Consider the following 23,859-nt stretch of genomic DNA (forward strand, 5'->3'; position numbering starts at 1 on the left):
TACCATGGTTTTGTTGAGAGAATCAGTTAAACTCATTTAAATCTTCGTCAGTCCAGCAGGTGCTGCATTCGTTCATTCGCCGGAGTTCCTTTTCTTGCTCTTGAGACAGAAAAGGAGTCTTTCCTGGTGCGCATTCCCGGTGAAGCCCCGTTATGGTTGCATTTCTTGGCATACTCGGAAATTGTCAAGTGAAGGTATTATAAATATTTAACCATTTTAAATGCATCCACATCTTTATCCATTCTTTTAGGAGCAGTGTGGACAGAAAAAGGTCGTTGTTAAATCCTGCGTGACTCATATTAAATCCAGTCTTACAATATGTCGAAATTGATGCGCAAAATGGAAGCGTTATCTTTTTGACAAAGGTAATATTTCGCTATTAGGAACAGATGAATCGAAATAAAAATATCTTTAATAATTGGGAGGGAATTTATGAATAAAGTCCGGACAATGGAAGAGCTTCCTTTAAGTAGATTCCATTTTAAAATGTTTGCCTACGCCAGTGGGAGTACATTCATCGATGGGTATATTATCGGAATTATTGCGGTAGCACTTTCTGCCATGCAGTCCCAATTCGATATGTCTTTAACCATGATGGGGTTGATTGGGATGGCAACTCTTGCGGGTATGTTTGCTGGCGGAGTAATAGGGGGCTATCTAACAGACCTTATTGGCCGGAAGAAGATGTTTCTCATCGATATGCTTATCATGGCTATTGTGTCAATCCTTCAGTTTTTTATCAACGATCCCATTCAGTTAGTCATTTTACGATTTATTTTAGGTGTTGCAATCGGGGCAGATTACCCAATTGCAGGAGCCTTGATGGCGGAATTTTCTCCGAAAAAAAGTCGTGGTTCCTTGCTTGGAGGGCTTAATGGACTCTGGTATGTCGGTTACGCCATTTCCTATTTGGTCGGTTTCTTATTGCTGTCCGTAGGTGACACGAGCTGGAGATGGATGCTTTTAAGCAGTGCTGTTCCAGTAATCCTCATGCTTATCGCACGTTTAAATATGCCAGAATCCCCTCTTTGGCTGGCTAGCAAAGGAAGACAAAAAGAAGCAAACGCTATTGTTCGGAAAATATTCGGGGATCATGTCATCATGTCAAATGAACCAGAGACCAAGGAGAAAACCACCTTTCTCGAAATGTTTCGAAATGGTTATGGAAAATGGATATTTTTCGTGTCTGCTTTCTGGTCGCTTCAAGTCATTCCAACCTTTGGAATAGGAACCTATATCCCTGAGATCCTTGCACAATTTGGTTTTGCTAATGGAACGAGGGAATATCTGGGATCGGCAGTCATTAATATCGTCTATCTTGTCGGCTTGCTTCCTGCCCTTTATTTAATCGAAAAATTCGGAAGAAGACCTACACTTATTGTTCCGTTTTTAGTATCTGCCATCACTTTATTCGTACTGGGAGCAACCTCTGGATTGAATACATCGTTTGTTTTTATCCTGGTTCTCTTCATAATATATGGAACGTTCAATACTGCGATGGGAGCTCATGATTGGATCTATCCGAACGAGCTTTTCCCAACCCATATCCGGGGTACGGCAATGGGCTTTATCACAGGAGTAACCCGTATCGCCTCTGCCATTGGTACGTTTTTCTTCCCGTTCATTTTGGAGAATTATGGGTTGGCAGCTACGTTGTATATTTGTGGGGCTTTGTTTTTCATTGGATTTTTAGTTTCTCTCTTCATGGCTCCGGAAACAAAGAATATGAGTCTAACGCAAACCAGCTCCATCAACAAATCCGGAAACAAAGGACAAGACAGCTTCGCATCGAAAAAATACATTAATTAGAAAAGGGAGAACTTTTTAGAACAGCAAAAACACGAGTTAATTAAAATTATTGTCTGGCAGGAAAAGTGCTGACAGGGGGTGAAACCGAAGGGGGGAAATGGCAAAAACCAATGAGATGTTGAGTTTCTGGAGAGGGTTTGACCCGGCTGGTGGCAAAGTGACTGGCCGGCCTCATTCCCTGTATGGTGAAAGATTTACATCTGGAATTTTAGCCATGCCTTATTGAAACCACTAGTCATCTTCCGCCTAGACGGATAGGTGGCTTTAAATTTGAAGTTCTATTTATGGGGCGGAACTCCAGAAGATTGAAATGTTGTCTTGCTTCAAGCGGATGGATTACACTAAATGGGAGATCATTATTTTGATGACTTAAATTAGCGTACAACTGAATAGGAGGTGAATGATATGAAAAAATTGTCGGGCCTGAGAATTTACTTCATTACAATTGCTGGTGCGGTATGTTGGGGACTTATTGGTTTATTTATTGCTCCATTGTATGCTCGCGGCTTCACGGCTTGGGACGTGGTTGCCATTCGGGGTATCTTTACCTTTGTTATCTTAATTCTACTTATGGCAGTTTTTTATCGTGATCAGTTACGTACCAGATTAAAAGATCATATTTTTTTCGCTGGTGCGGGAATCTTTAGTATCGCCTTATTTAACTTTTTTTACTTTGAAGTTTTTTCCCAATCGAGTTTATCCCTTGCAGTAACACTTTTATATACAGGTCCCTTGTTTGTAACCATCCTTTCTCGGCTCTTTTTTAAAGAGCCCTTGACGATTCGTAAAGGCTGGGCACTTGCTCTTGCTATTACAGGTTGCGCATTTGTCGTAGGTCTAGTGCCATTTGGCCAAGAAAGTATACCTATGAATACCTTGTTAATGGGGATTTTATCTGGATTTTGTTATGCGTTGTACAGTATTTTCAGTAAACCTGTAACGAAACGGTATTCTGCTTTGACAATTACCACGTACACATTTTTTTATACGAGCATTTTCATGTTTTTGACAAGTGACATAATAAGAAAGACTGATCAATTTCAATATGCAGATGTTTGGATGTCAGCGGTGTTGTTAGCGTTAGTATCAACGGTTGCAGCTTTTGTTTTGTACACTTCAGGACTAAAGTATTTAGAAGCCAGCAAGGCTTCCATTTTAGCGACGATAGAACCCATCGTCGCAGTAGTAACTGGAGTACTTTTTCTTGGGGAACATCTGCGGGGATGGCAGGTGTTAGGGATCGCATTGGTTTTGTATTCAGCAATCCTTGTCGCAGGGGGACGGTCTAAGGTTAAGAAAGCTTTTGATTACAATGATGGACTGGAACGATGATTCTTTATACATAAAGCGTATCTAAACCCTCCATTTCTTACACATTATTTAATTAGGCAGCCTCGAAGGCATGAACCCGGTAATCCACCGGGCTCATGCCTTTTAATTTCTCTTTGATTCGTCTGTGATTGCAGTAATGAATATGAACTTCTACTTCTTGTTTGAAATGCTCCATGCTGTCGAACTTCTGTATATAAAAGTAATGCAGATTTAGTAAGCCAAAGAAGTTTTCCATGGTGTCTAAACAATTTCCTTTTCGGGACGCATTTTGAGTAAGAACATGTAAGATTTCATTTGGTGAGCCAGCCTTGATCCGAATGAAGAATGGGGGAATCTTTCGACACGGGTCGCTAGTGGCTTGGTCAAGCATCTTGGAGTTAAGGGATAGATCGCAGGGTGATAAGATATGTAGGCATCCAAATCAGGATAGGAGAAAACCAAGATGAGAATGCATAAAAAGCAAACAAATTTGGTTATTATACTAATCTAATAACCAAATGCCTCCTCCCCAAACTCCCGTAAGAACCACTTTAATTTTCCCATATGCATATCCATTCCCCCGACTGCCTTATCCTATAAAAAGTAGGCTGATCAGGAGAACTGATTAACCTTATAATACGAAGCGGCGCCATCCAGAAGTGTCCTTTTTGAATCCGGCCATTTTCTTGAATATAAGATATAATGGACCCAAGGTTGATCAATTTTGACGGAAAATCTGCAAATCGAATGTGAAAGGGGATTTAAATGAGCTTATATAATCAAACAGCAACAATTAATAAAATTGTTGATATTAAAGATTCTTTACCAAAAAAACAAAGACAGTTATGCGATTATATTCTGAAAAATTATCAGTCAATAGGATTGATAACAATTAAAGAGCTTGCCAATAATGCCAATGTTGGAATTTCAACTGTAGTGCGTACGATAGAAGCCTTAGGATATGAACATTTTAATGATTTACGAAAAGATATTTATGATGAATCGGTGCCTTCCGTCTCAAAATGGACATTGAAGAAGTCTTTTACAGAAATAAAAAAAGAGGGAGGGAAGGTTCCAACTTTAGTGCAAGTTTGGAAAGAATCAGTCAATTTATTAGACAAATCATTGGATTCAACTTTAATGGAAAATTTCGAAAATGCAGTTGATTGCATTGAAAAATCAAGTTATATCAATGTTTTGGGTACTCGACCGTATAAAGCAACTGCATTATATTTCGAACTGTTGCTTGGGGAATTCTATCCTAAGATAAGGCAACTAGGACATGATACGGAAGTGATTTATGATAGGATCTTGCAATTTGAAAAGGATGAAACTTTAGTGGTTTTTGCATTCGAACCCTACACTAATCGAGTTATCGAAGCAGTTAAGCTGACCTATGAACTAGGCAATAAAATTATATTGATAACAGATCATATCTCCTGTCCAATTATTTCATATGCGTCTGTTACGTTGAAAGTAGAGGTTAGTGAAGAACAATTTTCAGTAATACCTATTATTGCATTGATAGATGCATTGGTAATTGAAATTGGTAAAAGGTCATCAGAAGAATCGATTAAAAAGTTGAAAAGACTTGAAAAAACACTTATAGAAAAGAATATAACGTTTACTTATTAAAACTAGAAAAACAATTATTTTATCCAATGTAATATGGGGTACAAGCTAAATTTAAACTGGCAGCTCATCAACACCAATTGGCGGCTATTTGAATGTCATTCCATTCTATAAACAATTAAATATTTAAGGTTAAATGATTATGATAGCTAGTCTTATGAAGTCTTGGACAAACAAAAAAACGGCAAGCATTAACTTATTTCCCGATTCCTCATCTTCTCTTAATGAAATAAGCAAATCAGTCAGGCCAATCCACTTATTGTTATTCCTCTACTATATCGTGATAAATGCTTTTTATTCTTTAACATACTCATTTAGCGCATATGCGTTGTTATTATGGATTTGGCCAAGGATCGCTTTCAAAGGAAATAAAAGATATAGCAGTTCAAATTGGATTTGAGCAATCTTTAACATTGTACAGTTTACCTTTGTGTTTAATTTTTATTATTAATGCTGTTATTTTAGCTGTGTATTTTTCATTAGCTGAACAAAAGTGGAGGATAAAACAAGAGCATCATTATGCGCAATTAGAAGCAATGCAGTCAAGGTCAGGACGGGAAGCGCTATATCTGGTCCTTGATTTAAAAACCCCTCTCACAGCAATTGAGGGGCTAAATCTTATATAATACGGACTATAGTAAGTATCGAAAATAATAGAAGAAACTGATCGAAAAGAAGCCTTTGCTCAACAGGATCAAAGGCTAAATTGTGATTCGGAAATAAACATCAATAAAAGAGAGAGCTTTATAAAGTATTAGCTCTCTGCACATAAATGTGTGTATTTAAAATGGATGCTAAGGACTTCTATTTTTTTTGCCCGAAAAAACATTTCACTACGGGATCAGGCGTCAGGCCCAACCAGATGTAACACCCACAATGGATAAGGATAGATAGAGGCTATGCAAGAGAAGGAGGGAAGCGAATAGATGATCTAATCCTAGATGGAAACAGAAGAAAGGAAAAGGAAATCTTATCGGTATCCCTAACAACTCTTCTTGATAGGCTATACTTATCTAGACAGAAAATTTAAGGTCAGGTAGACTACAGATACAACTAGTTAAAGAAAAGAGGTCCGATATGCGACGTGATATACAACTGAATGAACGAGCTTTCTCATCCAAGGAAGTGGCAGAAGAAGTGGGGATTGCAACTCCCACTGTTCGAAAGTATGGTCAAATCTTAGAGCGGAATGGATATGAGTTTTTGAAAGATGGAGATCGACGTATCTTTGTTCAATCTGACATCGTAGCGCTTGTAGCGCTACGCGATACGGACAAGCCCCTAGACGATACAGCTAAAGACCTTGTATCTCAACAAAAAGAAAGATTAGAAGCATCCAATGAAACACAGATAGCGATACCCGATACATATGAAAATTTACCCCACGACCCCAATCAATTAAACGAGGCCCTAATGTTTTTAGTCAATGAACTCGCAGCCACACGTGAAATGAATGTCCAACTGACAAACGATATGTCAGAGCTTAAAACAAAGGTTTCCCGGCTCCAGCAGGATCACCATGTTATAAGTTCTAGTATTGGAAATTCAGCGCAAAGAACTAATGCTAAAATTGACCAATTAACTGACCAATTAACTGAACAACAAAATACCCATTACGAAACATTGCTGGAACAAGAAAAACAAAAAAGTGAACTCTTACAAAAAGAAATACAAAATATGCGGGACGAACAGAAAAAAGAATGGAATTCACAAAATGAATTTAATAAACGTTTAGAAGTGACTATACAAAAACGTTCCGAAAAATGGCGGGGGCTTTTCTCCATATTCAAAAAATAGGGTGACTGTTAAGTTTTTGCCTAGCTGTGTATTGATTTGATGAAGAAACATTTGATGGATAAAAACATTGAGATGCGAATCCTCAAAACTTAAAAAAATTCATAGTGTCATATACGATTCGCGTAGCTTAAAAACAGAATTAAGAAGAAGTATTCAAACTTTACAGGATTTGGCACCTGTAAGAGCTCGGCGATACAATGTATCGGACGTTCTACCAAAGGCAAACGAAGGCTCAATTGAAATTCATTGGAGATTTGTTTAAGCGATATGCATCTAAAACAAGAGTCATCCTTACTATAGTTGCTCCAGACAGGGGTGTATCGCTGGGCGATATAACTTGCAAATAAATTCGAAACCTTTAGGTTTAATAGAAAAGCGGCGTTCGATATACAAACAGGATATACATCCGAATGAACGAGTATTCTTTTCTAAGGAAGTGGGGATGCAAAACCCACGTTCAAAAGTATGGTCAAAACTTAGAACGAAACGGATATGAGTTTTTAAGATGGCGGTTGCCTATCTTTATTCAATCTGACATCGAATCGCACATTGCGTTACGCGATACGGACAAGTTCCTAGAGGATACAGCTAAAGACCGTGTGTATCTCCAAAAAGATAGATTAGATGAATAAATAAAACAGAGATAGCGATACTCGATATATATGACAATTTAACCCATAATTTCAAGCAAATAAAAGAGATTTTAATTGTTTTAACCAATGAACTCCAGCTACGCTTGAAATGAACGTCCACAGACAAAGGATATTTCTCAGCTTAAAACAACGGTTTCGAAGCTCCAGCAAGATCCATGTCCCTAATAGTGTTCCTCAAGAAAGGGGCTTATCGGTTCTTTTATGTGTTGCGTATCGCTGGGCGATATAACATGAAAATAAATCCACAGAATCTTTATCTTTAATAGAAATGGAGGTCCGATATGCGACAAGATATACTCCGAATGAATGAGCATCCTCTTCTAAGGAAGTGGCAAAGAAGTGGAGATGCAAAATCAATGTTCGAAAGTAAGTTTAATACTTAGAGCGAAATGGATAATTATTGTTAAAATATGGAAAATAACTCCCCTTCGTTCAATCCGATATCGAAACGCTTAAAGCGTTACGCGATACGGACACCCCCCCTAAACGATAAAGCAAGAGACACTTATATAAAGAAAAAGAAGGATTAGATGGATTCAATGAAACAGAGATAGCGATACCCAATACATATGAAATTTAAACCCATGTTCGCATTTAATTAAAAGAGAGCTTAATTTTTAAACCAATGAACTCGCAGCTACGCGTGAAATGAACATCTCACTGATAAACAATATGTCATAGCTTAAAAATGAACAACAAAAAACCCATTACGAAATCTAAGGCAATCTTATCAAAAGTGTAAATTCTTTTGTTCCAACTATTCAGAATCACTATTTTCAAATTTCAACAATTTCCCGAGAAATATCTACAAATTCTGAGTAGATATCGACAAAGTTAGAATCTTCTAAAAGATGTAGTAAAACATAAGAAAAAGTAAAATGACAAAATTCTTAGCCAGGCACACTTATTGGATGAAATTGATATTCTATGCAGTAATTATGATGACGCTTTTTTAACTTATATACAAGTTGCCAAAGAGAGCTTCTTTATCGAGCATAACGAAGAGTTTAATATTAATGAAGTTAATACATTGGTGAAAGTCATGACCAAATGAGCTGTTACTTTATTAAAACTGAGGGATAACGGCTGTGAAAATGGGAAAAAATGGTTTTTCACTGATTACTTGTTTAAAAAAGAGCCATCGATATCCTTTTCATCTATGAATTCAATCTCTCTTTGGACAGACTTCACGCCTTGATGAAGTTTGTCATTTTCAGCCCAAACAGATCATCTCCACTCCATAGATGATCTGTTGGGCTGTTCGAAATGTTTTTAATCCAAGCATAGAACGGACTCTCTTATTCATCTCAGGAACAATATTGATGGACGTAACGCAAAATGGTTGTTTGAGATATGGGTAAGCCTCGTTCAATTTTTACACCATAACCCATTTTTTTGTAATTTTCATAATTACGTTGAATTGCGTATAATGGGATAATGGAAGGGGATACATACATTTAAATAATACGAAATGAAAGAATGGTTATCATTCTATTCTATAAGCAAATAATCTATTAAAGGTGAAATGATTATGATAGCTAATCTTTTGAAGTCTTGGACAATATGGATGAAAATTGGAGTAATGTTATTCGGAGTATTCTTATTATCGTGGCTGGGTCCTGACGAAATTGGCCTTACTGATTTGCTTATTTCATTAAGAGAAGATGAAGAAACAGGAAATAAGTTAATGCTTGCCGTTTTTTTGTTAGTGTCTTTAAATACAGTTTTAGCTTTGTTTCATTATATTGGTGCACTGCTGTTGGGAGACGAAATCGGTGATCGTTTAAACCGTCCATGGTTAAAGATCATCATTCCTCTTATTGTGATTCCTCTCGACTATATCGTGATAAATGCTTATTATTCTTTAACATACTCTTTTAGCGCATATGCGTTGTTATTGTTGTTAGCAATCTTATTATTGCAAGCCTTTGAAAAGGATAGGCTAAAGCCAATTATTAAAACGATTATTTGTTCTCAATTAATCTTCGGGATTGAATGGCTGAATGAGATTCCTTCTTTATCCCAATATGGATTTGGCCAAGGGTCGCTTTCAAAGGAAATAAAAGATATAGCAGTTCAAATTGGATTTGAGCAATCTTTAACATTGTACAGTTTAACTTTGTGTTTAATTTTTGTTATAAATGCTGTTATTTTAGCTGTGTATTTTTCATTAGCTGAACAAAAGTGGAGGATAAAACAAGAGCTTCATTATGCGCAATTAGAAGCAATGCAGTCTAGATCAGGACGGGAAGCACTATATCTGGTCCACGATTTAAAGACACCTCTCACAGCAATTGAAGGGCTTAATTCTTTAATTAGTTTGAAAGTGGACGATTCTAAAATTAAAGAATATTGTCAAAAGATTTCATCATCGATTCATTCCGTCAGCGACATGATTTCCGAGATTTTATATGATGATAAAAAACATTGGTGCCGTATAAAAGATTTAGTTGAATACGTGAAAGCAAGCAGACTGAGCGGGACAAACCTTAATTTGAAAGTAGACTTTCAAACAGATCCTGAAATTAAAATTTTAATTAATAAAATCCGAATGACAAGGGCATTAGTGAATTTAATTGACAATGCTTACGATGCAGTGAACGGAATGGAAGATGGAAAGATTTTGCTTAAGATAAAAAACTATGAAAATGAACTTTGGCTGGGCGTATCAGATAATGGGAAAGGGATTACACCTAAAGAGCAGGAGAAAATATGGAAAGCTGGGTTTAGTACAAAATCGCATCCAGGGATGGGGTTAGCTTTCGTACAACAAGTTGCTAAAGGACATGGTGCATCATTGGAAATTGACAGCAAGCTTGGACACGGGACAATAATTTGGATAAAACTAGCTGAGAGGAGTGTGTCAAGATGAACATTTTAGTCATTGATGATGACGCATCAATTCAATATATGCTAAGTGAAATTTGTGAATTTGCCGGCTGGAATGTAGATACGGCTAACAATGGAAAAGAAGGATTAATTGTGTTTGCAGAAAAAGGAGCGGATGTTGTTTTAGTTGATTATCATATGCCGGAAATGGACGGAATAAAAACAGTGGTTGGGCTTCGTAACCTTAATACTGATGTTCCGATTCTTGTATTAACCGTCGATGAACGACAGGAAATCGCTGATCGCTTTCTTGAAGCAGGCGCAACAGATTTTGCATTAAAGCCTGTAAAAGCGCCTGATCTGATTTCAAGAATTCAACTGCATGCACGCCTTGCAAAATTAACTCAATCAGCTACGCAGCAAAAACCCAGTGAAGAAAATGATGTATTTGTAACAAAGGGAATCAGTAAAAGAACACTTTGTCACGTTAGTGATTTTTTACATTCTAATCGTGAACCTTTTTCTGTTGATACAATTTCTAAAGAAGTTGGTTTGGCTTATCCGACCGTCTATCGCTATATTATGCATTTACTTGATGAAGGAAAAGTAGAAATTATTGTGAGTTATCAAAAAATAGGAAGACCGAAAAATTTATATCAATGGATTGTTGAATAAAAAACTGCCTTAATACAAGGCAGTTTTTTATTATAATGGGCTTATCCGTTGCTACGCAGATCGCTAATGCAGCAGACTTTTTTTCTTTTTTTTCTGTATTTTTATATTTTCTGATAATATAAAATTATTTTACAACACTAAAGATTCTAGAAAATTCACATGATTTCATTGAACGTCATTATTTAAGCAATAAGAATTATTCATTTCACATTATAGAAGTTTGCCATCTGATTCTTTTTGCACCAGAGACAAGATTAAAAATGTAAACGCTTACTGATGATGAGTTGGATGGTTTGATATTTAACCATATTTAGGGGGACTTTATTATGCAAGCAATTTTAAAAAATGATGTTCAGCAGCCAAACGAGTCCAGGAAAAAGCATCCCGCTGGACTGTATATGCTGTTTGCGACTGAGGCATGGGAGCGCTTCAGTTATTACGGAATGAGAGCAATTCTTGTTCTTTACTTAACAGCAACTGTTGTAAACGGAGGGCTTGGAGTCGACAAATCTACGGCTATGGGCATATACGGATTCTTTACTGGTGCCGTTTATATTACGCCAATGATTGGCGGATACTTAACTGACCGTTTCATAGGCAGAAGATTGGCGATCACGATTGGCGGCATTTTAATGGCGCTTGGTAACTTTTCGCTATTCGCGAGTCAGAGTTTGACAGCGCTATACATTGGTCTGGGTTTATTGATTATCGGCAATGGTTTCTTCAAGCCAAACATCTCGACAATTGTTGGTGATCTTTATGAAGACAACGATCCGCGTCGTGATGGAGCTTTCACCATCTTCTATATGGGTATTAACGTTGGGGCTTTCTTCGCACCATTGGTAGTTGGACTTATGAGCTATAAATATGGGTTCTTGACAGCAGCACTTGGTATGATTGTAGGGCAGTTGGTTTTCAACTTATTAGGCAATCGCTATTTAGGTGATATCGGTAAAGAACCTACTGGTAAACCGGAAGTTACAGCTGGTCAAAAATCAGCTGCACCGTTAACGAAAAGAGAACAAAAACGTACAGCGGCTATCGTGATTTTGGCAGTATTCGTTATTGCGTTCTGGGCCGCTTTCGAGCAGGCAGGAAGTTCATTGACATTGTATGCTAATGACCAAATTGATCGGAATGTATTTGGTTTTGAGGTTCCAACTGCCTGGTTCCAATCATTGAACCCATTATTCATCGTGATTTTAGCGCCAATTATGTCTGCTTTATGGTACAAGCTTGGCAGCTCAAAACGCGGTGACTTAAAAACTCCAACGAAGATGGCTCTTGGTTTAGTCACAGTTGGTTTAGGTTTCTTAGTATTGCTTCCTGCAGTTATGTATACAGGAAATGATACCGCGCTTAAAGTAAACATCCTGTTCATGATTGTAACGTATTTCCTTCATACATTAGCCGAATTAATGATTTCGCCAGTTGGTTTATCAATGGTAAGTAAAATTGCTCCAATCAAGCTTGCCTCTCTTCTAATGGGAGTATGGCTGGCAAGTTCGGCGGTGGCTAATATGGTGGCTGGCCAATTGGCTGCATATACGCAGTCTTTAGGTTATCTGGAAATCTTCAGTGTAATTGGTTTTGTAACAATAGGTTTAGGTATTGTATTATTGCTTCTTTCGAAGCCAGTAGCAAAGCTGATGAAATAATGAGAATAGGAGCTGACCCAAAAGGCGCATAATGTGCCTTTTGGGTCGAGCTTTTTTATTTAGTGAAAAAAATAAAAGAATCGGTCTAAACTGGTCGGCTTCGGTGAAGGAAATCCATCCAATTTGTTCACACCCATAAAACAGTAATAAAACAAGTGCACATCATTTTACATAATACGGACTATAGTAAGTATCAAACATAATAGAAGAAACTGATCAAAAAGAAGCCTTTGCTCAACGGGAGTAAAGGCTTCTTTTTGATCAATAGAAGAGAGAGCTTTTGTAAGGTATTAGCACTCTGCACATAATTGTGTGTATGTAAAATGGATGCTAAGGACTTCTATTTTTTTTGCCAAAAAAATCATTTCATTCTAGTTTCCAGTGAAATAGGTAAGGGAAGTATGTTTATTATTAGAATCCCCATAAAAGATAAATAGTATGGGAGCTTGAATCATTTAAAGTTATAGAGCATTTCGCTGTAATGTGGAATGCTTCTTATTTTGTCTGAAATTAAAAGGACTATCATATAAATAATAACAATGCTGCGGCGGCTTATTGAACTAACGGGGCAGGTAAGTTGAAGAGTGCTGTTTGACCTTTGTTCAGCAATTGACCATATTCTTGAATAAAACAGAAGGGATTATTTGTAAGTGAGTCGAAGTTAATTCAGAAGATGTTATTTAGTTTAGCATGGGGACGTACTACTCAACATTAAGGAGAAAGAAATTATAAAGAAAGAGGGAAATCTATTGGATACAAAAGAGATATTGAAGCGATTCGAACAGGTGGCTACATACTATATTGAAGAGTTAAGTAAATATTCGCTAGATGAGTTTACAAGGAAGCCTTCTGAGGATGAATGGTCATTAGGACAAATGTACAATCATTTAATAAAGAGCACCCTTCATCTTCATTTGAAAGCCATTAAGCAATGTGTTAATGGCACTACTTCCGATGGCGGTAAAAAAACAAAAATGGGCGAATCGATTTTCAAAGAGGGAACGTTTCCTCCAAACAGGTTAAAAGGTCCGGATACACCGGATTTCACACCGCCGAATCCTACAGGAAAAGAAGAAGTAAAGGAAGGACTGCTTCAAATCATTGAGAAAATGCAAGAGATAGAGAGAAAGCTCTCTGACATTCCGGCCAGCCAGAAAGTTCAGCACCGGAGAATGGGATATATAAATGCAGAGGAATATTTTCAGCTAATCGAAATGCATTTCCGGCACCACTTACGGCAAAAAGAACGTATCGATCAGTTTCTTTTAAAAGTAAGTAAATAATCTTTATTGCTGAAGCAGTTATTGACCGCCGGAATATCAGCAAGAGCCCAGTTGAGGGAGTTTAAAGAGCTGAGAGGGTGCCATTCAAGTTAAACCAATAAGCAGTTTACAACGAAGGTTGATTATGAAACTGTTGAATGACGAATAGAATTGTTCCGTTAAAGATCCCTTTAATGGAGTAACGAAAAAAGCCCAATTTCTCAATTTTAATACTGAGAAATTGGGCTTTTTAGTATCGAAATTTCCTTAACGTTATAAATCCGCGTTTTCCTGACGTTACCCCTTATAGAACTAACGAGTGCTTTAGCTTAGGATCGGAGCTGTCTTTAAGGCAGCTTTTTTCGGGGCAGGATAGTTCAATAAAAAACAAAGAAACAACGGTAAAGAAAAAGGGCGAGGATAGAAACAATTCGAATTCACAAAAAATGATTTGAGGTAAAGCAATTCTCCTTTTTTGTTACTTATAATTCAAATGGGGTGAGGGAATTACATGTTTTAAAAATAAAAATGGACAAGCACACAAGCGCTCAACATATAAAAAAATAAAATAATAACATAATGGATGAGAGGGGATGAATCACTTGGGCAGTAAAAAAGATGATAAGTATAAGAAGGACAAGAAGGACAAGAAGGACAAGAAGGATAAGATGGACAAAGATAAATACAAAAAGAACGATGATCATAAAGATTCAAAAGAATGTATTTCCTTCAAGCATGATAAAGATGGGCTAAAAATTTATATCAATATTTACAATACTAATAATCTTGCAAACGAAGGAAGCAATGCAGGGATAAAACAAGAAGCATCAGAAGGCTCACAGAGCTACACTGGTGCAGATGGGGAGCTTGCAAGTCAAGGCGGACAGATTGCTGGTAAAGATGGTCAAAACGCAAATCAATTTGGACAGGTTGCTAAAAAGGGTGGAAAGAATAAAATAAAAGATGCAAAAAATAGGCCAGGTACTAGCGAAGAGTCTGTTGGAGATGAATCAGAAGCTTAAAATTGGTTAAATCTTGGGGATAGAGAGTGACTGTGGTAGTTACTCTTTTACTTATTTTGAAACTTAATTAACTTTATTTGTTATAATTTTCCTGCACGGGATGTCATCTGTCATTTGCTCATAGGGGCTTTAAAGATTAGCACTTCATTGATAACAATATTATTATCTGAAAATGTGATGTAAGAAATCTTAAAGCATGAGAGTTAACAGTAGGCCATAATAGGGAATGTCCGATTAACTTTGAAAAAGATATTCCTGTTACATACTTTTGATATAATTAAGTCGGAACATAGAGTGGAAATTGAATTTCTGTCGTAACTTATGATTTAACATGAAAAAGGAGGGTTATTCTTGAAAATTCGTCTAGGACTGTTGGGTGCAGCAGACTCCTTTGAAATTATTCAGTCCGTTATAAATAAATATCCGGAAATCATTTGTACGCCCATTGAGTGTATAACAGAAGAGGACTTAAATGAAAAGGTACCTCCTCTTTTGGAAGAAGTCGATATGTGGCTTTGTACAGGTCCAATCACCTATAAAATTGTGCAGGAGTGGAAAGGAATTGAAGCTCCTGTATTTTTCGTTACATATACAGGTTCTACTCTGTACAAAACTGTCTTGCAAGTGTTATATGAACAAAAAATTGAAGTTGATAAGATCAGTTTTGATTCATGTGATGGCTCTATGTGGGAACAAGCCTTACAGGAGGCAGGGATAAAAATTAAGCCGCGATTTGTAGAATCGGAGATGATTTCTTTAGAAGGCTTAGTGCAATATCATTTTGAACTTTGGAAAAGTGGTAAAACTGAAGCTGCCATCACTGGCCACCCTATACATCATGAACTTCTACGTCTCGGTGTTCCTGCTTATCGAACCCTTCCATCAACTATGGCCGTTGAGGCAGTGCTTACTAATATACTTCGTACTTATGAAATGTTACATTTTAGAGCTACTCAGATTGCTGTACAAATAATTGAAATTGATTCTTTTGTTGGGCTGACAAAGGATACATTTTCTACTGATGACATTTTTAGAATTGAGATTAAGTACATGGAAAAGTTACTATCATATACAAAAAAAGTACATGGTTCAGTTAAACCTTCAGGATTTGGACGTTATGTTATTTTCACCACAAGAGGGTTATTACAGGATATTACGGGGAATTTTAGCCGGGTACCAGATATCCATGAATTTGATCAGGCCAGTAAAGAAGCAGTTACTTGTGGAATAGGTATAGGGCAGACTGTATATGATGCTGAAATTAATGCAGGAAATGCCTTATTACACGCTAAGGAATGCGGAAAAGGCACATGGATGGTTTGTTTTGATGATAAAAAGATAGCAGGACCGTTAGGAAAACCAGAGCAACTTACTTATTCCTATACATCAGAACAATTGGAATCGGTAAGTCAGCAAACATCACTTAGTGTTATAACATTAAATAAATTGAAATCTTCTCTAAAGAAATTATCGAGTGATGAACTTAATGCAAATGAGCTTGCAAACTATATGCAGATTTCCCCAAGAAGTGCTCGTAGAATTTTAACAGTACTTGAGGAAAAAGGGTTTGCAGAGGTTGTTGCCGAGGAGAAGCCGCATACACGAGGAAGACCACGAAAAATATATAAGATTTCACATTTTTAAATGAAGTAGAGAAGCCAGTTAACGGATTGAAAAAAGGGATAATGATAAACCTGGTAATCTTTAGTTTATCTTTATTTACCAAGGATAGTTTTGCATGTGGAGGGTTTATATCAATCAAAAGAGAGCACACAACACTTGTGCTCTCAATTTTCCTATATTAGGTGTTTTGTAAAATACGTACTTTATATTTTTTAACTTCAGCTGGTAATGGTGAAACGTATTCTTCGCCGTCACGAAGCTCAACTAACTCTGCTTTTGCCTTTTCAATTACCTCTGGGCGATAGAGTACTTCAACTGCTGTTGCGGCCATCACTTTTCCAGCGTGAAGCATTCCTTTATGAGCGATGGAAGTTGTTCCGGTTGCAACGAATTGCCATGTATGGAAGGGTGTTCCTAGTGCTTCGCATACTGTCATGCATTGTACTGTTGGAACGACCCAGCTTACATCCCCAACATCTGTAGATCCAGTCATTGATCCACTTGCAGGTATAAATGGGTCAATTACGTCCGATAAGTCCTTCCCAGCTAATTCTTTGTTCATTTGCACTTCAAGCTGTTTGTCGGCCTCGGAAAGCGATTCACGAATAGTTCTTGCAAATTGCAGTTCATCTTCCTCATGTTTAGGCACACCTAAAGCAATGAAGTTATCATACATAATTTTTTCTAATGTAGTGTTCGGTATTACGTTAGAGAGAGCTGATGCAAAGTCAACTTCCAATGCTGTTCCCGTCATTAAAGCAGCACCTTTGGCAATGTCCAAAACACGTTTGTAGACTTCTTCCGTTTGTGAGACGCGAGGAGCTCTTACGAAATATAAGACTTCCGCATCTGCTTGGACTACATTTGGTGAGAAACCACCTGTATTCGTAATAGCATAGTGTACTCTTGCCTCAGGAATAATATGCTCACGTAAATAGTTCACGCCAACGTTCATGAGTTCGACAGCATCAAGTGCACTTCTGCCTAAATGAGGACTGCCTGCTGCATGGGCACTTTTCCCTTTAAACTTGAAATATACTTCGTAACATGCGAGGGATTCCATCGACATAACGTTATTGCGTGTTCCAGGATGCCAACATAATGCAAAGTCTACATCATCAAACAAGCCTTCCCTTACCATGAAAGTCTTACCGCCACCAATTTCCTCTCCAGGGCAACCGTAATAACGGACTGTACCTTCAATTTTATTTTCTTCCATATAGTATCGAAGTGCTAAAGCTGAAGCAAGTGCACCTGTTCCTAATAGGTTATGACCACAGCCATGTCCGTTACCGCCAATTTTTTCAGGTGAGAATTGTGCAACGCCGCCAGCTTGACTTAACCCTGAAAGGGCATCAAACTCCCCTAAGAAACCTATAATTGGCTTGCCGCTTCCGAAACTGCCGATGAAAGCGGTTTCTATATTTCCCACACCTTTTTCAACAGAAAACCCTTCTTCTTCTAACGTTTGACATAACAATTCTGCTGATTTAAACTCTTCGAAGCCTGTTTCCGCATAGCTCCAAATTTTATCGCTCACTTGAATAAGTTTTTCACGCTTTTCTTCTATTATTTCTGATAATCGATTGCGATAATCCAATTCATTCACCCCTTGGTAGCTTTGCTAAATCAATAAGAAAATTTGCAATTAATTTGCCTTATGCTTTTACTTCTTGTGAGGTGCTTTCAAAAATACTAGTATTGTCTTTCGGTAATTTAAACAATACAGCACCAATCAATACTACAACTAATGCGCCTATCAGGAAGAAAAACGCTGCTTGGAACGACCCTTCAAATGCATCTATAAGTGCGCCCATTACTGTTGGAGCAATAAACCCTGCCAATCCTCCAGTAAAGTACATCGTTCCCATAAATGATCCAATTACATTTTGCGATACGTATTTAAGCGGTATAGATATGATTGCCATAGCAATCGCTGAATCTCCGAAAGAGAAAATACTTTGATATGTGATGGCTAATTGAATAGAAGGTGCCTTAAACATCAAAAGTAAAAAAATGCCAGATATGACAGCGCCAATTAATATGATGAACTTTTCTTTACCTGCCAACGATTTATCAATTAAATAGCCTGTTAAAATAGCGGATAACAATCCGAATGCTTGTGGAATCATTGCAAGAGAGCCAACTGTCTTTAAATTTAAATCACGTGTTTGCTCCAAATAAGAAGGTAGCCATGAAGAGAAGCCCCAATGCACAATACTTGAACAAAAATACATAATGACGAGGCCCCATAGTAACTTACTTTTATATAAGTCTTTCATCGGGATTTTTGGATAGGTATTACCTTCAAGTGTTGTTTTAATAACCTTAGGTGGATTGTAATATTTAAATAATAAAAGTGTTACGACAAGACCAATGCCACCAATAAGGTAAAACATGACACGCCATCCCCAAGTGTCCACGATTAAACCGGAAATGTACAAAGCAAGCACCCCGCCAATTAACTGAGCGGCAAGTAAAATCGACTTCACTCTTGCACGAACTTCCCTTTTGTAAATTTCCGTTATGGCAACACTGCTACCTGTAGGCAATCCACCATCACCTAATCCAAGAATCAATCGAATCGCTAAAATCGCTACAAATGAACCAACCATACCTGTTAACAATGAAAATAGTGATATGATGAATACCGCTATTACAATCACTTTTCTCGAACCGAACTTGTCTGCAAACCACCCAGCTAAAAGTGTTATGCAAGCACTGCTTAACCAAAAACTACTAATTACCATTCCACTCTGCGTTTGGGATAAATGCAATTCTTGACTAATAGGTATAATTGCGACATTCATACCAAACAACGTCAATGAATCAACAATCCATCCAAGAAATAACAACGAAAATATGAAATTACGTTTACCATTGCTCATTTGTATTTTCTCCATGGTAACCACCTTTTTGAAATATTGGGAAAATTAAGTTGGTAACAAGCCTAATTCCACCTCCATTTATTTACGGATAATAAAGGACTTGTCCATAATTATATATTTATCCCTAGTGTTTCGCAATAAACAAATTATTAAATTATTTAATATTTCGCTCATCTTTTTTAATGGGTTCTGATGCAAGGTTCATTTGACTAGATGATAAACATGAATCAAACCTATCTGAACGGCAAAATTATTAATTGACTTAAAAACCTGATGGACAAAATTATGGGCAGTAAAGGAGGGGGTGTCGCAGGCTTCTTTTATACACAGTTTGTAAACTCTTCAATCAGTCTTTATAATGTTGTCCAGTAAAATTGAACTAACCCCCGAATAATGGACACAGCTAAACCTTTGTAGAAAATGATTTGCATAAAGAAGGGAATGATACCGACATCACCCCAATTACATCATTACCGGAAATTTTAAAGGGGGAAAGGCGTTCTTTTTGCGATACAAAAGGTGAAGAGGCCAGGCTTGACGGTCAGCAATTAGAAGTAACCTAAGAAGGGAATAAACTTATCGGAGCAGGAAGAAGCTAAGCCGATAAGGTTTTACCGGTGGACGACACAGGTTTTGCTGGAATGAAGGGGATAGAAAAAATAATGGGTATTATCAAATACAATGATCTGATAAAAAATGAGGCGAATTCGATGTCGAATAAAAGAATAATCATGACAGGAAACTATTTATATGGACATGCTCCTCTTTCCATGTAAACGGATAGAATAGAAAAGTTGTTCGGAGTAGCTGGATGATCCTAAATTAAACAGGATAATGCCATTCCGTGTTTCCGTTTCATTTTTCACCAGAGCCTTCTAACATTTTTTACTTATATTAACAAGATCTAGTTACATTCAAAATGCTTGCATTATTCATTATTTTTATTATAAAATACTTGTATACAAGTGTACTTGAACTCTATTGGAAGGTGAATTTATGGCTGAATCAAAGGAGTTTCTATATCCTGTAAAGTGGCTTTCAAAAGCTTCAGCAGGTGATCGTGTAACATCCGAGCTTAGAATGCGTATTATTTCGGGGATGATTGAAAGCGGTGCCATCCTATCTGAAAATAAAATAGCTGCCGATTTCGGTGTAAGTCGCTCACCAGTTCGTGAAGCGTTAAAAATATTGGCCTCTGAAAATATCATCCGATTGGAAAGAATGGGTGCGGTTGTCATTGGTTTAACAGAAAAAAAATATGCAGAAATTTATGATGTGCGTATTCTCATCGAAACGTTTGTATTTGAACGGCTAGTAAGGATGGAAACGAATGAATTAGTGATGGAGCTCAGTAAAATATTGGAAATGATGAAAATTTCCATAAAATACCGAGATGCTGATGAGTTTTCCTATCAGGATGTCCTATTCCACGAAACGATTATTCGGTCCATCGATCATTCCTATATCCTCATGATCTGGGATAATTTAAAACCTGTGATGGAAAGTTTGATTCTTCTATCCATGCGCAGTCGTTTTAAAGAAAAGTATGAAGACTTTACACGGATCATAAATAACCATCAACTTTATATTGATGCAATCAGAACAAAAGATCGGGACCTCATGATTAAGTCGCTACATGAAAACTTTGATGATGTTCAAGAGAAAGTTGAAGACTTATGGATGGCCCAACAGATGCTTTCAAAAGGAGTCGAACAAGAAAATGACTAGCTATATGTTAGGTGTAGACATCGGTACAACAAGTACAAAAGCTGTATTATTCACGAAAAAAGGCGATGTCATCGAGCAGGAGAATATTGGTTATCCTCTTTACACACCGGATATGACAACAGCGGAACAAGACCCTGAAGAGATTTTTCAGGCCGTTTTGAAAGCCTTTACAAATATAACGAAACAGCATCCAGATAAAAAGATATCATTTATTTCATTTAGCAGTGCGATGCATAGTGTTATAGCCATGGATGAAAATGACCAGCCGCTGACCCGTTGCATCACTTGGGCAGATAATCGCAGTGAAGCTTGGGCGCATAAAATAAAAGATGAATTGGATGGGCATGAAGTTTACAAACGAACCGGAACACCGATACACCCGATGTCTCCACTATCCAAAATCACCTGGATCGTGAATGATCATCCAGAGATCGCAACCCATGTTAAAAAGTATATCGGGATTAAAGAATATATCTTTAAAAAGTTCTTTGATCAATATGTTGTCGATTATTCCCTTGCTTCATCTATGGGCATGATGAATCTCAAAAATTTGGATTGGGATGAAGAAGCCTTGAGAATTGCCGGAATAACGCGTGGACAATTATCTGAGCTCGTACCAACAACAAAGGTCTTTAACAACTGTGACACGGATTTAGCAAAACAGATCGGGATTGATCCACAGACCCCCTTTGTTATTGGGGCAAGTGATGGTGTTCTTTCAAATCTAGGTGTAAACGCGATCCGGAAAGGTGAAATCGCTGTCACGATTGGGACAAGCGGTGCGATTCGGACGATTATAGACGAGCCGAAAACAGACGAAAAAGGAAGAATCTTTTGCTATGCCTTAACGGAAAAGCATTGGGTGATTGGCGGGCCGGTAAACAATGGCGGGATGGTCCTTCGCTGGATTCGCGATGAATTTGCTTCTTCCGAGGTAGAAACAGCTAAAAGGCTTGGCATCGATGCTTATGAAGTCTTGACCAAGATTGCCGAACGTGTAAGACCAGGCGCTGATGGATTGTTATTCCATCCATATCTTGCAGGTGAACGTGCACCATTATGGAATCCGGATGTACGGGGGTCATTTTTCGGATTAACACTGTCGCATAAGAAAGAACATATGATTCGGGCGGCTCTAGAAGGGGTCATTTACAATTTATATACGGTATTTTTAGCCTTAACCGAATGTATGGACGGTCCCGTTACCCGAATTCAAGCTACGGGAGGCTTCGCAAGGTCGGCTGTTTGGCGGCAAATGATGTCCGATATTTTCGAATCGGAAGTCGTGGTTCCAGAAAGCTACGAAAGTTCGTGCCTGGGTGCTTGTATATTGGGGTTATATGCAACCGGGGAAATTGATTCCTTTGAAGTGGTTTCCGAAATGATAGGCAATACCCACAAGCACACACCGAAGGATGATTCTGTAAAAGAATATAGGCAACTACTGCCGATTTTTATTAACCTATCAAGGGTATTGGAAAACGAATATACACAGATTGCGAATTATCAAAGAAACTTAATAAATGCTACAAAGTAAAGACATGGAGGGATTACAATGCCATTAGTTATTGTCGCTTTAGGAATTGTTGCTTTATTAATTTTAATAATGGGCTTAAAATTAAACACCTTTATTTCCTTGATCATTGTATCGTTTGGAGTGGCTTTAGCACTTGGGATGCCACTTGATGGAATTGTCAAAACCATTGAAGCTGGATTAGGCGGAACACTTGGTCACTTAGCGTTAATCTTTGGACTTGGAGCGATGTTGGGTAAGTTGATCGCAGATTCAGGCGGCGCGCAGCGCATTGCCATGACCCTTGTTAAAAAATTTGGTGAAAAGAATATTCAATGGGCAGTCGTGGCAGCATCATTTATTATCGGTGTCGCATTGTTTTTTGAAGTGGGATTAGTATTATTAATTCCAATCGTATTTGCAATTTCAAGGGAATTGAAAGTTTCGATATTGTATCTTGGTATTCCAATGGTAGCGGCATTATCAGTAACGCACGGTTTCTTACCGCCGCATCCAGGGCCAACCGTCATCGCTGGTGAATATGGTGCAGACATTGGTCAAGTTTTACTTTACGGTTTCATTATTGCGGTTCCAACCGTTATTTTAGCTGGACCAGTATTTACGAAGATAGCTAAAAGATTAGTACCTGAATCATTTACGAAAACAGGCAGCATTGCCTCTTTAGGAGAACAAAAATCATTTAAACTTGAAGAAACACCTGGATTTGGAATCAGTGTATTTACAGCTTTACTTCCGGTTATATTAATGTCAATTGCTACGATTATCACTTTGATGCAAAAAACAATGGGATTTGAAGATAATGGTCTACTAGCAGCTATCCGTTTTATTGGTGAAGCCGGTACTTCCATGTTGCTTTCCTTGTTATTTGCGGTCTATTCAATGGGATTAGCAAGAAAGATTCCAATGAAAGATATTATGGAATCTTGTACATCAGCAATCTTGCATATCGGAATGATGCTTTTAATCATAGGGGGCGGAGGAGCCTTCAAGCAAGTATTGATCGACGGCGGTGTAGGTGATTATGTAGCTGAATTATTCAAAGGAACATCATTATCACCAATCTTGCTTGCCTGGATCATCGCGGCAATCCTGCGTATTTCCTTAGGATCTGCTACCGTTGCTGCCTTAACGACAGCTGGTTTAGTAATTCCGATGTTAGGTCAGACGGACGTTAACCTTGCTCTAGTTGTGCTTGCTACAGGAGCGGGAAGTTTAATTGCTTCACACGTTAACGATGCTGGTTTCTGGATGTTTAAAGAATATTTTGGTTTAAGCATGAAAGAAACATTTGCAACATGGACCTTGCTTGAGACGATCATTTCAGTAGCTGGATTAGGATTCATTCTATTACTAAGCTTATTTGTATAAGCCTTTCCCGGCAGTAAATCCCTCACTTATGGCAGGGATTTACTGCCTATTATTCTTAACATAGAAGGAG

General features: G+C 37.7%; 15 protein-coding genes and 1 pseudogene. 13 read left to right on the forward strand and 3 right to left on the reverse strand.

Annotated elements, in window-relative coordinates; all coding sequences use genetic code 11:
- Positions 1–432: 432 nt before the first annotated feature.
- Both BW986_RS26425 and BW986_RS26435 read left to right on the forward strand, forming a co-directional pair.
- The gene (locus BW986_RS26425) at positions 433–1,809 is read left to right on the forward strand and encodes an MFS transporter (protein WP_076372423.1); all 1,377 of its coding nucleotides are present in this window, start codon (positions 433–435) and stop codon (positions 1,807–1,809) included.
- Between the two features lie 405 nt (positions 1,810–2,214).
- A complete protein-coding gene (locus tag BW986_RS26435) occupies positions 2,215–3,141 on the forward strand; it encodes a DMT family transporter (RefSeq protein ID WP_076372425.1) in 927 nt (308 codons plus the stop codon).
- A 52-nt stretch (positions 3,142–3,193) separates the two neighbouring features.
- On the opposite strand, the pseudogene BW986_RS31385 reads toward BW986_RS26435, so the two are convergent.
- A pseudogene (locus BW986_RS31385) lies at positions 3,194–3,526 on the reverse strand (IS3 family transposase); the annotation flags it as partial.
- 359 nt (positions 3,527–3,885) lie between these two features.
- On the opposite strand from BW986_RS31385, the gene BW986_RS26445 reads away from it, so the two are divergent.
- The 8 genes from BW986_RS26445 to BW986_RS26485 all read left to right on the forward strand — a co-directional run bounded on the left by BW986_RS26445 (position 3,886) and on the right by BW986_RS26485 (position 16,292).
- Entirely contained in the window at positions 3,886–4,755 is an 870-nt protein-coding gene (locus BW986_RS26445; protein WP_076372429.1) for a MurR/RpiR family transcriptional regulator, read from the forward strand.
- Between the two features lie 1,074 nt (positions 4,756–5,829).
- Positions 5,830–6,549, forward strand: coding sequence for an SH3 domain-containing protein (locus BW986_RS26450; protein ID WP_076372431.1), 720 nt, complete (start codon positions 5,830–5,832; stop codon positions 6,547–6,549).
- Between the two features lie 2,184 nt (positions 6,550–8,733).
- Positions 8,734–10,074: a sensor histidine kinase gene (locus BW986_RS26460; protein WP_081395820.1), complete on the forward strand. Its 1,341-nt coding sequence runs from the start codon at positions 8,734–8,736 to the stop codon at positions 10,072–10,074.
- Positions 10,071–10,706 (forward strand): response regulator, encoded by a 636-nt coding sequence (locus BW986_RS26465; RefSeq protein ID WP_076372435.1) that lies wholly within the window; start codon positions 10,071–10,073, stop codon positions 10,704–10,706. Before BW986_RS26460 ends, BW986_RS26465 begins: the two co-directional genes overlap by 4 nt.
- A 326-nt stretch (positions 10,707–11,032) precedes the next feature.
- On the forward strand, positions 11,033–12,364 hold the full coding sequence (locus tag BW986_RS26470) for a peptide MFS transporter (protein WP_076372437.1): 1,332 nt from the start codon (positions 11,033–11,035) through the stop codon (positions 12,362–12,364).
- Between the two features lie 749 nt (positions 12,365–13,113).
- Complete coding sequence (locus BW986_RS26475; protein ID WP_081395821.1) at positions 13,114–13,647, forward strand: DinB family protein; 534 nt, start codon at positions 13,114–13,116, stop codon at positions 13,645–13,647.
- Between the two features lie 581 nt (positions 13,648–14,228).
- Positions 14,229–14,648, forward strand: a complete 420-nt coding sequence (locus BW986_RS26480) for a hypothetical protein (RefSeq protein ID WP_076372439.1) — start codon at positions 14,229–14,231, stop codon at positions 14,646–14,648.
- A 351-nt stretch (positions 14,649–14,999) separates the two neighbouring features.
- On the forward strand, positions 15,000–16,292 hold the full coding sequence (locus BW986_RS26485; protein ID WP_076372441.1) for a helix-turn-helix domain-containing protein: 1,293 nt from the start codon (positions 15,000–15,002) through the stop codon (positions 16,290–16,292).
- 157 nt (positions 16,293–16,449) lie between these two features.
- Here the strand turns inward: BW986_RS26485 and BW986_RS26490 are convergent, their stop codons facing one another.
- Positions 16,450–17,871, reverse strand: coding sequence for a M20 family metallopeptidase (locus tag BW986_RS26490; protein WP_076372443.1), 1,422 nt, complete (start codon positions 17,869–17,871; stop codon positions 16,450–16,452).
- Positions 17,872–17,929: 58 nt separating this feature from the next.
- Positions 17,930–19,174, reverse strand: a complete 1,245-nt coding sequence (locus BW986_RS26495) for an MFS transporter (RefSeq protein ID WP_076372445.1) — start codon at positions 19,172–19,174, stop codon at positions 17,930–17,932.
- Positions 19,175–20,155: 981 nt separating this feature from the next.
- On the opposite strand from BW986_RS26495, the gene BW986_RS26500 reads away from it, so the two are divergent.
- The 3 genes from BW986_RS26500 to BW986_RS26510 are packed head-to-tail and all read left to right on the forward strand — an operon-like array spanning position 20,156 to position 23,789.
- Positions 20,156–20,887 carry a GntR family transcriptional regulator gene (locus BW986_RS26500; protein ID WP_076372447.1) on the forward strand — a complete coding sequence of 244 codons (732 nt, stop codon included), beginning with the start codon at positions 20,156–20,158 and terminating at the stop codon, positions 20,885–20,887.
- Positions 20,880–22,424, forward strand: coding sequence for a gluconokinase (gene gntK / locus BW986_RS26505; protein WP_076372449.1), 1,545 nt, complete (start codon positions 20,880–20,882; stop codon positions 22,422–22,424). The genes BW986_RS26500 and gntK overlap by 8 nt, the downstream gene beginning before the upstream one ends.
- An 18-nt stretch (positions 22,425–22,442) precedes the next feature.
- Positions 22,443–23,789 (forward strand): GntP family permease, encoded by a 1,347-nt coding sequence (locus BW986_RS26510; protein ID WP_076372451.1) that lies wholly within the window; start codon positions 22,443–22,445, stop codon positions 23,787–23,789.
- Positions 23,790–23,859: the final 70 nt, after the last annotated feature.

Source organism: Peribacillus simplex, assembly GCF_900156045.1.
GTDB lineage: Bacteria > Bacillota > Bacilli > Bacillales > DSM-1321 > Peribacillus > Peribacillus simplex_D.

What these genes read in the sequence shown, in the direction of transcription:
- BW986_RS26510 (WP_076372451.1), top strand. Translation starts at nt 22,443, where the DNA reads ATGCCATTAGTTATTGTCGCTTTAGGAATTGTTGCTTTATTAATTTTA.
- gntK (WP_076372449.1), top strand. Translation starts at nt 20,880, where the DNA reads ATGACTAGCTATATGTTAGGTGTAGACATCGGTACAACAAGTACAAAA.
- BW986_RS26495 (WP_076372445.1), bottom strand. Translation starts at nt 19,174, where the DNA reads ATGGAGAAAATACAAATGAGCAATGGTAAACGTAATTTCATATTTTCG.
- BW986_RS26435 (WP_076372425.1), top strand. Translation starts at nt 2,215, where the DNA reads ATGAAAAAATTGTCGGGCCTGAGAATTTACTTCATTACAATTGCTGGT.
- BW986_RS26465 (WP_076372435.1), top strand. Translation starts at nt 10,071, where the DNA reads ATGAACATTTTAGTCATTGATGATGACGCATCAATTCAATATATGCTA.
- BW986_RS26470 (WP_076372437.1), top strand. Translation starts at nt 11,033, where the DNA reads ATGCAAGCAATTTTAAAAAATGATGTTCAGCAGCCAAACGAGTCCAGG.
- BW986_RS26425 (WP_076372423.1), top strand. Translation starts at nt 433, where the DNA reads ATGAATAAAGTCCGGACAATGGAAGAGCTTCCTTTAAGTAGATTCCAT.
- BW986_RS26500 (WP_076372447.1), top strand. Translation starts at nt 20,156, where the DNA reads ATGGCTGAATCAAAGGAGTTTCTATATCCTGTAAAGTGGCTTTCAAAA.
- BW986_RS26445 (WP_076372429.1), top strand. Translation starts at nt 3,886, where the DNA reads ATGAGCTTATATAATCAAACAGCAACAATTAATAAAATTGTTGATATT.
- BW986_RS26460 (WP_081395820.1), top strand. Translation starts at nt 8,734, where the DNA reads ATGATAGCTAATCTTTTGAAGTCTTGGACAATATGGATGAAAATTGGA.
- BW986_RS26450 (WP_076372431.1), top strand. Translation starts at nt 5,830, where the DNA reads ATGCGACGTGATATACAACTGAATGAACGAGCTTTCTCATCCAAGGAA.